Origin of the sequence: Micromonospora sp. NPDC002296 (assembly GCF_040296145.1) — a bacterium.
In the GTDB taxonomy this organism is placed as follows: Bacteria; Actinomycetota; Actinomycetes; order Mycobacteriales; family Micromonosporaceae; genus Micromonospora.
In genome coordinates this window covers 34063-44857 of sequence record NZ_JBEOWQ010000017.1, presented here as the reverse complement: position 1 = coordinate 44857, position 10795 = coordinate 34063, and the positions used below count along the sequence as shown (strand labels likewise).

Here is a 10795-nt window from a genome sequence, read left to right as displayed (position 1 = left end):
GACGTCGGCTGATGCGCCCTGAGCAGTTCGTGTCCGGCACCCCGAGGCCCGCCCGCCCCCGATCGTCGGCAAGGATCTACCAAGATCAGGCGGGCCGTCGTGCCGGGAGACCGGTCTGCGGAAGGCGCCGCACACCGAGGGGGAGCCATGATCGCGGAGCACGTGCGGGACGCGTCGGCCACAGCAGTCGTGTTCGGCTTCTTCGCATCGAGCTGGTTCGGCTGGGCCCAGGAGGCACCGCCCCGGAGTTGGCGTCCGGTGCTCGCCGTCGGATCGGTGCTCTCGCTGCTCACCGCCGTTGCCGGCGGGATTCTCACCTGGCGTCGCTGGTCCGACCCGACGGCCTTCGACGCCGACACCAGCCGCACCTTCGGCCTGGTCGTCGGCATCGAGTTCGGCGTCGCGGCGCTCGGTGCCGGGCTACTCGCCCTGCGAGGCCGCCGGGAGCTGATCCCCGTCTGGGTCGCGCTCGTGGTGGGGGTGCACCTGTTCCCGGTCGCGGCGCTGCTCGACTATCCGCTGATCCACGTGGTCGCCGCCCTGGTGACGGCGGCGGCGCTGGCGGCGGTTCCGGTCGCCCGGGCCCGCGCCGTGCCGGCGAGCGCGGCGGTCGGGATCGGCGCGGGCGGGGTGCTGCTCGCCGCCGCGGTGTCGTCGCTCGTCATCGCCCTGGTCGGGTACTGACCCGGTCAGCCACCGTGAGCATTGGCGTAAACGACTCAGCTCCATAGGTGCCGCCCCACGGCATCGACCGCCGCGCCCACAGCTCCGCCCCGGGCCATGGTCCCCGAGCCGACCAGGGACCGTGGCCGCGACAACGCAACGACCCTGCCTCTTACTCCGGGACGCGGCGGTAGGCGCCGTCGCTGGCCGAGGTGGCCATCGAGGCGTACGCGCGCAGCGCCGCCGACACCGGCCGCTCGCGGTCGACCGGCGTGTACGGCTTGGCGCGCTTCTCCTGGGCGATCCGGCGGGCCTCCAGAGCGTCCTCGGCGACGTTGAGTGAGATCGACCGGGCCGGGATGTCGATGACGATCTCGTCGCCGGGCTCGACCAGGGCGATCAGGCCGCCGGAGGCCGCCTCGGGGGAGGCGTGCCCGATGGACAGCCCCGAGGTGCCGCCGGAGAACCGGCCGTCGGTGAGCAGCGCGCAGGCCTTGCCCAGGCCCCGGCCCTTGAGGAACGAGGTGGGGTAGAGCATCTCCTGCATGCCGGGGCCGCCCTTCGGGCCCTCGTACCGGATCACCACCACGTCCCCGGCCACGATCTCCTTCGCCAGGATCGCCGTGACCGCGTCGTCCTGCGACTCGTACACCTTTGCCGGCCCGCGGAAGGTCAGGCACTCCTCGGGCACCCCGGCGGTCTTCACCACGCAGCCCTCCGGGGCGATGTTGCCGTGCAGGATGGCCAGCCCGCCGTCGGCGCTGTAGGCGTGGGCGAGGTCCCGCACGCAGCCGCCGGCCGCGTCGGTGTCCAGCGACGACCAGCGGTTGGTGGTGGAGAAAGGCTCGGTGGTGCGCACCCCGCCGGGGGCGGCGTGGAACAGCTCGACCGCCTCGGAGGTGGCCGAGCCGCCCCGCACGTCCCAGTCGGCGAGCCACCGCGCAAGGCTGGGGGAGTGCACGGCGTGCACGTCCCGGTGCAGCAGGCCGGCGCGGTCCAGTTCGCCGAGGATGGCCGGGATTCCGCCGGCCCGGTGCACGTCCTCCATGTGGTACTGCGGCGAGTTCGGGGCGACCTTGGCCAGGCACGGCACCCGGCGGGAGATCGCGTCGATGTCGGCCACCGAGAAGTCCATCTCGGCCTCCCGGGCGGCGGCGAGCAGGTGCAGGATCGTGTTGGTCGACCCGCCCATCGCCACGTCCAGGGCGACCGCGTTCTCGAACGCGGCCCGGTTGGCGACCCGCCGGGGCAGCACCGAGGCGTCGTCGCTGTCGTACCAGCGCTTGGCGATCTCCACGACGGTGCGGCCGGCCTCGACGAAGAGCGACCGGCGCGCGGCGTGGGTGGCCAGCGTCGAGCCGTTGCCGGGCAGGGCCAGGCCGATCGCCTCGGCGAGGCAGTTCATCGAGTTCGCGGTGAACATGCCGGAGCAGGATCCGCAGGTCGGGCAGGCGGACCGCTCGATCTCGCCGAGCTGGTCGTCGGTGACCGCGTCGTTGGACGAGGCGACCATCGCGTCGATCAGGTCGATCTTGGAGTGCACGATCCCCTCGATCGCCATCGTCTTGCCGGCCTCCATCGGGCCGCCGGAGACGAAGACGGTGGGGATGTTCAGCCGCAGCGCGGCCAGCAGCATGCCGGGGGTGATCTTGTCGCAGTTCGAGATGCAGACCAGGGCGTCCGCGCAGTGCGCGTTGACCATGTACTCCACCGCGTCGGCGATCAACTCCCGGCTGGGCAGGGAGTAGAGCATTCCGCCGTGACCCATGGCGATGCCGTCGTCGACCGCGATCGTGTTGAACTCCCGGCCCACCCCGCCGGCCTCGGCCACCGCGTCGGCGACGAGGCCGCCCATGTCCTTGAGATGCACGTGGCCGGGCACGAACTGGGTGAAACTGTTGGCGATGGCGACGATCGGCTTGCCGAAGTCGTCGTCGGTCATCCCGGTGGCCCGCCACAGGGCCCGGGCGCCGGCCATCGTCCGGCCGTGCGTGGAGGTTCTCGACCGCAGCTCAGGCATGCGTACCAGTCTTGCACCGTCGGCCGGGGTGCTCCCAGGGGTGCCGCGCCGTGTCCCAACAGTTGCGCACCCGGCCCCCCACGCCGAGCGGGCATCCGGCACAGTTGAGGACGTGCGCTTCCCCCCGGGCATGATCGCTGTGGCGGTGCTGAGCGGCCTCGTGGCCGCCTGCGCCACCGCGCTGCTGGTCGTCCTCGCCCCCCGGGCGGGGCGAGGGTGCGGGCAGGCCGTCGTGCTGGTCGCCGCCGCCGGGGTGTTCGCGCTGTTCAGCCTGCTGATCGGGTGGGCGGTGCCGCTCGGCGGCGGCGCCCACCTGGCCGATCAGCAGGGGCTGCGCGTCGGCTGGGCCACCCTGGTCTCCGTCGGCACCGCGGTGAGCGCGTTCGCCTTCGGCGCGGGCCTGCTCCGGCTGACCTGCGCGGGGCCCACCCGGGCGGCGACGGCCCGGCTGGTGCTCGACGGCCTGATCATGGCGACCGCGCTCTGGTTCGTCGGCTGGGTGCTCCTCTCCGAGCCGACCCGGCTGCTCGCCACCGCCATCCCGGCGGCCTGCGCGCCGATCCTGCTGGCCAGCGTCAGCGTGGCGTTCACCGCCGGGCTCACCCTGATCGTGCTCATGCGGGCCGCCGCGCCCCGCCGCCGGCTGGCCTGGCTCGGCGCCGGCATCACGGCGGTCACCTGCGGCGGGTTGGGCATCGCCGGCGGGCTCTGCCAGGCCGTGCCCGGCATGCTGCTGGCCGGCACGGTCCTGCTCGCGGCCGGGCTGCTGACCGCCGCGCTGGCCGTGCACCGGGCCGTGCACCGGGCCGCCCCGCCCGGGCAGCTCGACGTCGACCTGATCCGCCGGGACGGCGAGTACGCCTTCGTCCCGATGGTCGCGATGGCCGCCTCCGCGATGTACCACCTGCTCCAGGGCGGCCGGTTCGACGCGCTGGGCATCGTCGCCGGCAGCGTCGAGGGGTTCGCGCTGGTGGCCCGGCAGTACCTCGCCCTGCACGACGTGCGCCGGTACGCGAGCCGGCTCGCCGAGCGCGAGGCGCACTTCCGGGAGCTGGCCCACACCGACCCGCTGACCGGCCTGGCCAACCGGCGGGGGCTGCTGCGCGCCCTGCAGGACAGCACCGGCTCCGGCGTCCCGTGCGTGCTGCTCGGCCTCGACCTGGACGGCTTCAAGAACGTCAACGACATGCGCGGGCACGACGTGGGCGACGAGGTGCTGGCCGAGGTGGGCCGGCGGTTGCGCGGCAACCTGCGCCCCGGCGACCTGGCCGCCCGGCTGGGCGGTGACGAGTTCGCGGTGCTCATGCCCGGCCGCCCGCCCGACGCCGGCCGGGTCGCCGAGCGGCTGCTCGGGCTGCTCGGCCGCCCGTACGAGCAGCCGGGCGGGCCGGTCTTCCTCTCGGTCAGCATCGGGGTGGCCGGGCAGCCCGACGAGCCGGACACCGAGCTGCTGCTGCGCCACGCCGACCTGGCCCTGCGCTACGCCAAGCAGCGCGGCAAGAACCGGATCGAGCACTACGACGCCACCTACGACGAGTTGCTGCGCCGCCGCACGACGCTGGAGCACGAGCTGCGCGGCGCGATCGAGCGCGACGAGCTGCGGTTGGTGTTCCAGCCGGTGGCGTCGCTGCCGTCGGTGCGCCCGGTGGGCGCGGAGGCGCTGCTGCGCTGGCGCCACCCGGAGCTGGGCAACGTCCGCCCGGACGAGTTCATCCCGCTGGCCGAGGAGTGCGGGATGATCGCCAAGCTCGGGGCGTGGGTGCTGCACCAGGCGTGTCACCAGCTCTCCCGCTGGCTGGCCGACGGGCACGACGTGTGGGTCTCGGTGAACGTCTCCCCCCGGGAGCTGCACGCCCCCGAGTACGTGGTCCAGGTCGCCGAGGCGCTGCGCGCCCACCACGTGCCGCCGCAGCGGCTGGTGCTGGAGGTCACCGAGCACGCCGTGGCGACCGACCTCGACGAACTCGTCCGGCGGCTGACCGCGCTGCGGCGCACCGGCGTCCGGATCGCCCTGGACGACTTCGGTGCCGGGTACTCGTCGCTCGGGCAGCTACGCCGGCTGCCGATCGACATTCTCAAGATCGACCACAGCCTGGTCGCCGAGCACGAGCCGGTCCGCCCGGTGGGCACCGACGGCCCGGCCTTCGCCCCGATGGTCGACATCGTCATGCGGCTTGGCCATCAGCTCGGGATGGAGGTGATCGCCGAGGGGGTGACCACCCCCACCGAGCTGGCCGCGGTGGTCGCCGCCGGTTGCCGGTGGGGCCAGGGCGCGCTCTTCGGCTGGGGGGTGCCGGGCGAGCACCTGGAGGCGATGCTGGAGGCCGCCACGTCCGGCGGCGCGCGTCCCGCCCCGGTGTCGGCGCCGCCCGCCGGGCCCCCCGCCGCCGTGCCGGCCCCACCCGCGGCGGCGCGTCCACGGCGCCTGCCGACGATGCCCGCCCAACGCCCGGACGGGGGCGCGTCCGCGCAGCTAGGGGCGGTCGGAGGCGGTGTGTCGGAGAGCACGTCACCGACTCCCGTGAACCAAAATGTGGGATCAGTTGACTCATCGCGTGAGATGCGGCAGGCTTGACCGCATGCCGTCGACCTCTCCGCGAGTACTTACCTGAGCGCACTCTCCGTCGTCGAGAGTGCGCTGGCCCCGTGCATCTGCACGAGGGCCGTTTTTATTGCCGTCGGATCCATCCGGGTGGACCCCGCCCGCGTTGCACCGCCTGAAGAGCATCAGCCACTCCAGCCGAAGGCCTGAACCGCCATGACGAGACCCACGCCAGAGACCCTCGCCCACTCCGCCCGCCGGACCCGTGCCGGCGCCGAGCCGGCGACCGCCGACCAGGTCGCGCCGTCCGCCCCGGCGGTACGGCAGCCCGCGCCCGCGCAGATCTCCGGAGCCGGGTCGCTCGTGCGGTCCCTGGAGGCGCTCGACGTCGACGTCGTCTTCGGCATCCCGGGCGGGGCGATCCTCCCGGCGTACGACCCCCTCTACGACTCCACCGTCCGGCACATCCTGGTCCGGCACGAGCAGGGCGCCGGACACGCGGCCACCGGGTATGCCCAGGCCACCGGCAAGGTCGGAGTCTGCATGGCCACCTCCGGCCCGGGCGCGACGAACCTGGTCACCCCGATCGCCGACGCGTACATGGACTCGGTGGCCATGGTGGCGATCACCGGTCAGGTGGCCCGGCCGTCGATCGGCACGGATGCCTTCCAGGAGGCCGACATCCAGGGCATCACCCTGCCGATCACCAAGCACAACTTCCTGGTGCAGACGCCGGAGGAGATCCCGCAGGTGCTCGCCGAGGCGTTCCACCTGGCCTCGACCGGCCGCCCCGGCCCGGTGCTGGTGGACATCCCGAAGGACGTGCTCCAGGCGCAGACCACCTTCTCCTGGCCGCCGACGCTGGACCTGCCCGGGTACCGGCCGACCCTGCACCCGCACGGCAAGCAGATCCGGGAGGCCGCCCGGCTGATGACCTCGGCCCGCCGGCCGGTGCTCTACGTCGGCGGCGGGGTCCTCAAGGCCGGCGCCACGGACGGGCTGCGTCGGCTGGCCGAGCTGACCGGCATCCCGGTGGTCACCACGCTGATGGCGCTCGGGGCGTTCCCCGACTCGCACCCGCAGCACCTGGGCATGCCGGGCATGCACGGCACCGTGTCGGCGGTCTACGGCCTGCAGAAGTCGGACCTGATCGTGGCGCTCGGCGCCCGGTTCGACGACCGCGTCACCGGCCAGCTGGACTCGTTCGCCCCGGATGCGACCGTCGTGCACGCCGACATCGACCCGGCCGAGATCGGCAAGAACCGGCACGCGGACGTGCCGATCGTCGGCGATGCCCGGCACGTGATCGACGAGCTGATCGCCGCGGTCACCACCGAGCGGTCCGCCAGCAGTCCGGCCGATCTCGGCGACTGGTGGGCCCAGCTCGACGAGCTGCGCAAGCGGTACCCGCTGGGCTACGAGGAGTCGGCCGACGGCTCCCTCTCCCCGCAGTACGTGATCGAGCGGCTCGGGAAGATCGCCGGGCCGGAGGCCGTCTACGTCGCCGGCGTCGGCCAGCACCAGATGTGGGCGTCGCAGTTCATCTCGTACGAGCGGCCGGGCACCTGGCTCAACTCCGGCGGCCTCGGCACCATGGGCTACGCGGTCCCGGCCGCCATGGGGGCCAAGGTGGGCAGGCCGGACACGGTGGTCTGGGCGGTGGACGGCGACGGCTGCTTCCAGATGACCAACCAGGAACTGGCCACCTGTGCGCTGGAGGGCATCCCGGTCAAGATCGCCGTGATCAACAACGGCAACCTCGGCATGGTTCGGCAGTGGCAGACGCTGTTCTACAACGAGCGGTACTCGAACACCGAGCTGGGCACCCACAAGCACCGCATCCCGGACTTCGTCAAGCTCGCCGAGGCGCTCGGCTGCGTCGGCCTGCGCTGCGAGAGCGCGGCCGACGTCGACAAGACGATCGAGGCGGCGATGGCGATCAACGACGCCCCCGTCGTGATCGACTTCGTGGTCGGCAAGGACGCGATGGTCTGGCCGATGGTGGCCGCCGGCACCAGCAACGACGAGATCATGTTCGCCCGCGGCGTCCGCCCGAACTTCGACGAGGACGATATCTAATGAACCTGCACACCCTGTCCGTGCTCGTGGAGAACAAGCCGGGCGTCCTGGCCCGGGTCTCCGGGCTGTTCTCCCGGCGTGGCTTCAACATCGACAGCCTCGCCGTCGGCGAGACCGAGAACCCGGACGTCTCCCGGATCACCATCGTGGTCAACGCCGAGTCTTCCCCCCTGGAGCAGGTCACCAAGCAGCTCAACAAGCTGGTCAACGTGCTCAAGATCGTCGAGCTGGACCCGCAGGTCTCGGTCGCCCGGGAACTGCTGCTGGTCAAGGTCCGCGCCGACCGGGCCACCCGTGGCCAGGTGCTCGAGACGGTCAACCTGTTCCGCGCCCGGGTGGTCGACGTCGCGCCCGACACGCTGACGATCGAGGCCACCGGCACCCCCGACAAGCTGGACGCGCTGCTGCGCGACCTCGAAACGTTCGGGATCAAGGAAATGGTCCAGTCCGGCACGGTGGCGATCGGTCGCGGCTCGCGTTCGATCACCGCCGGCCCGGCACTGAGGGCCGCCTGAGCCCCTTGCCCGCCACACCACCCGCACAAGCCACGACGGGCCGCCCGGGCCGCCGTACGAAAGGGAAGTCAATGAGCGTTGAGGTGTACTACGACGACGATGCCGACCTGGGCCTGATCCAGGCCAAGAAGGTGGCGGTGATCGGGTACGGCAGCCAGGGCCACGCCCACGCGCTGTCGCTGCGGGACTCCGGCGTCGACGTGGTGATCGGCCTGCCGGCGGGCTCGAAGAGCCGGCCCAAGGCCGAGGAGCAGGGCCTGCGGGTGCTCACCCCGGCGGAGGCCGCGGCCGAGGCCGACGTGATCATGATCCTGGCCCCGGACACCGCCCAGCGGACCCTCTACACGGAGGCGATCGCGCCGAACCTGGCGCCCGGCAAGGCGATCCTGTTCGGCCACGGCTTCAACATCCGGTACGACCTGATCAAGCCGCCGGCCGACGTGGACGTGGCGATGGTCGCCCCGAAGGGCCCGGGTCACCTGGTCCGCCGCCAGTACGTCGACGGCAAGGGCGTGCCCTGCCTGGTCGCCGTCGAGCAGGACGCCACCGGCACGGCCCTCGCGTTGGCCCTGGCGTACGCGAAGGGGATCGGCGGCACCCGGGCCGGCGTGATCCGGACCACCTTCAAGGAGGAGACGGAGACCGACCTGTTCGGCGAGCAGGCGGTGCTCTGCGGCGGCGCGGCGGCCCTGGTGCAGACCGGGTTCGAGGTGCTCACCGAGGCGGGCTACGCCCCCGAGGTGGCCTACTTCGAGTGCCTGCACGAGCTGAAGCTGATCGTCGACCTGATGTACGAGGGCGGCATCGCGAAGATGCGCTACAGCATCTCCGACACCGCCGAGTACGGCGACCTCTCCCGCGGCCCGCGGGTGATCGACGCCCGGGTCAAGGAGGAGATGCGCAAGATCCTCGGCGAGGTCCAGTCCGGCGAGTTCGCCCGGGAGTGGGTGGCCGAGGACGAGGCCGGCCGGCCCAACTTCGCCAAGTGGCAGGCAGAGGGCGCGGCGCACCCGATCGAGGAGACCGGCAGCAAGCTGCGGGGCATGATGAGCTGGGTCGACCGGCCGATCACCGAGACCGCCTGAGCCGTACCGCACGCGACGACCCGCCCGCCGCCCTCCCCGGCGCCGGGCGGGTCGCCGCTGTCACTCACCCGTCCGTAGCCCCGCTGACATGTCGGGTTTGTGAGGGCCCTCACCCCGCAGTCCGGGGTACGCCGGCCGGCCCGCGCCCTAACATCGCGGGTAGGTGCGTAGCCGCCACCTGACGGCCATGGCACGACTCGGCGCAGGGCGCAGCGCGGCGCCCCCACGTCCCGGCCGACCGCCACACGACCTCTACGAGGACCGATGACTCCTGTCGTACTGATCGCCGAAGAACTCGCCCCCGCCGCCATCGAGGTGCTCGCCCACGACTTCGACGTCCGTCACGTCGACGGCACCGACCGTCAGGCCCTGCTCTCCGCGCTCTCCGAGGCCGACGCGGTGATCGTGCGCAGCGCCACGCAGATCGACGCCGAGGCGATCGCCGCCGCCCCGCGGCTGAAGGTGGTCGCCCGGGCCGGTGTGGGTCTGGACAACGTCGAGGTTCCGGCCGCCACCGCGCGGGGCGTCATGGTCGTCAACGCCCCCACCTCCAACATCGTCTCCGCCGCCGAGCAGGCCGTCGCGCTGCTGCTGGCCGTGGCCCGCAACACCGCCAGCGCCAGCGCCGCGCTCAAGGCCGGCGAGTGGAAGCGGTCCAAGTACACCGGCGTCGAGGTGCAGGGCAAGACCGTGGGCGTTGTCGGCCTCGGCCGGATCGGGGTGCTCTTCGCGTCTCGGATCGCCGCCTTCGGCACGCGGCTGATCGCGTACGACCCGTACATCCAGCCGGCCCGCGCGGCGCAGCTCGGGGTGCGCCTGGTCGGGCTGGAGGAGCTGCTGCGGGAGAGCGACTTCATCTCGATCCACCTGCCGAAGACCCCGGAGACCGTGGGCCTGATCGGCGAGAAGGAGCTGGCGATCGTCAAGCCGGGGGTGCGGATCGTCAACGCCGCACGCGGCGGACTGATCGACGAGCAGGCCCTCGCCGACGCGCTCGCCGAGGGCCGGGTGGGTGGTGCCGGCGTCGACGTGTACGTCAAGGAGCCGTGCACCTCCTCGCCGCTGTTCGCCTTCGACAACGTGGTGGCCACCCCGCACCTGGGCGCCTCCACCGCCGAGGCGCAGGACAAGGCCGGCCTGGCCGTGGCCAGGAGCGTGAAGCTGGCGTTGCAGGGCGAGTTCGTGCCGGACGCGGTCAACGTGCAGGCCGGCGGCGTGGTCGCCGAGGACGTCCGCCCGCTGCTGCCGCTCGCCGAGAAGCTCGGCCGGGCGTTCACCGCCGTGGCCGGCGGGGTGGCCGCCAGCGTCACCGTCGAGGTGCGCGGGGGAGTCGTCAACCACGACGTCTCGGTGCTCAAGCTCGCGGCCACCAAGGGACTGTTCAGCTCCGTGGTCGAGGAGCAGGTCACCTACGTCAACGCGCCGCACCTGGCCGCCGAGCGTGGCGTCGAGGTCAACCTCGCCAGCCAGGCCGACACCGCCGAGCATCCGACCCTGGTGACCGTCCGCGGCGCGCTGCCGGACGGCCGTACGGTCAGCGTCTCCGGCACGGTCACCCACGCCGGCACCCGCGACGTCCTCAAGCTCACCGAGGTGGACGGCTTCGACGTGGAGATCGGCGCGGAGGGCATCCTGCTCTTCCTGCGCTACGCGGACCGGCCGGGCGTGGTCGGCACCGTCGGCACCCTGCTCGGCGAGGCCGGTATCAACATCGCGGCGATGCAGGTGGCCCGCCGGGAGGCCGGCGGTGAGACGCTGATGACCCTCACGGTCGACCAGGCGCTCGGCGCGGACCTGCTCACCTCCGCGGCCGACTCGATCGGCGCGACCTCGGCCAGCGCCGCCGACCTGCGCGACGAGTAGGTCCATCCAGGAATCGAGTGACACGGCG

At 72.7% G+C, this 10795-nt stretch carries 7 protein-coding genes; 6 read left to right on the top strand and 1 reads right to left on the bottom strand.

Annotated features, from left to right (window positions below):
* The first annotated feature begins 147 nt into the window (after nucleotides 1-147).
* Complete coding sequence (locus ABT023_RS15730) at nucleotides 148-684, top strand: hypothetical protein (protein ID WP_350885870.1); 537 nt, start codon at nucleotides 148-150, stop codon at nucleotides 682-684.
* 151 nt (nucleotides 685-835) lie between these two features.
* On the opposite strand, the gene ilvD is transcribed toward ABT023_RS15730, so the two are convergent.
* Complete coding sequence (gene ilvD / locus ABT023_RS15725; RefSeq protein ID WP_350885868.1) at nucleotides 836-2683, bottom strand: dihydroxy-acid dehydratase; 1848 nt, start codon at nucleotides 2681-2683, stop codon at nucleotides 836-838.
* 112 nt (nucleotides 2684-2795) lie between these two features.
* Between ilvD and ABT023_RS15720 the strand changes: the two genes are divergently transcribed.
* The 5 genes from ABT023_RS15720 (at nucleotide 2796) to serA (ending at nucleotide 10767) form a co-directional block, all read left to right on the top strand.
* Nucleotides 2796-5258, top strand: a complete 2463-nt coding sequence (locus ABT023_RS15720) for a putative bifunctional diguanylate cyclase/phosphodiesterase (protein ID WP_350885866.1) — start codon at nucleotides 2796-2798, stop codon at nucleotides 5256-5258.
* A 183-nt stretch (nucleotides 5259-5441) separates the two neighbouring features.
* Complete coding sequence (locus ABT023_RS15715) at nucleotides 5442-7304, top strand: acetolactate synthase large subunit (protein WP_350885864.1); 1863 nt, start codon at nucleotides 5442-5444, stop codon at nucleotides 7302-7304.
* Nucleotides 7304-7819, top strand: a complete 516-nt coding sequence (gene ilvN / locus ABT023_RS15710; RefSeq protein ID WP_350885862.1) for an acetolactate synthase small subunit — start codon at nucleotides 7304-7306, stop codon at nucleotides 7817-7819. The genes ABT023_RS15715 and ilvN overlap by 1 nt, the downstream gene beginning before the upstream one ends.
* Before the next feature lie 71 nt (nucleotides 7820-7890).
* Nucleotides 7891-8904 (top strand): ketol-acid reductoisomerase, encoded by a 1014-nt coding sequence (gene ilvC, locus ABT023_RS15705; protein WP_350885860.1) that lies wholly within the window; start codon nucleotides 7891-7893, stop codon nucleotides 8902-8904.
* Between the two features lie 264 nt (nucleotides 8905-9168).
* Nucleotides 9169-10767, top strand: coding sequence for a phosphoglycerate dehydrogenase (gene serA / locus ABT023_RS15700; RefSeq protein ID WP_350885858.1), 1599 nt, complete (start codon nucleotides 9169-9171; stop codon nucleotides 10765-10767).
* The last annotated feature ends 28 nt before the right edge of the window (nucleotides 10768-10795 follow it).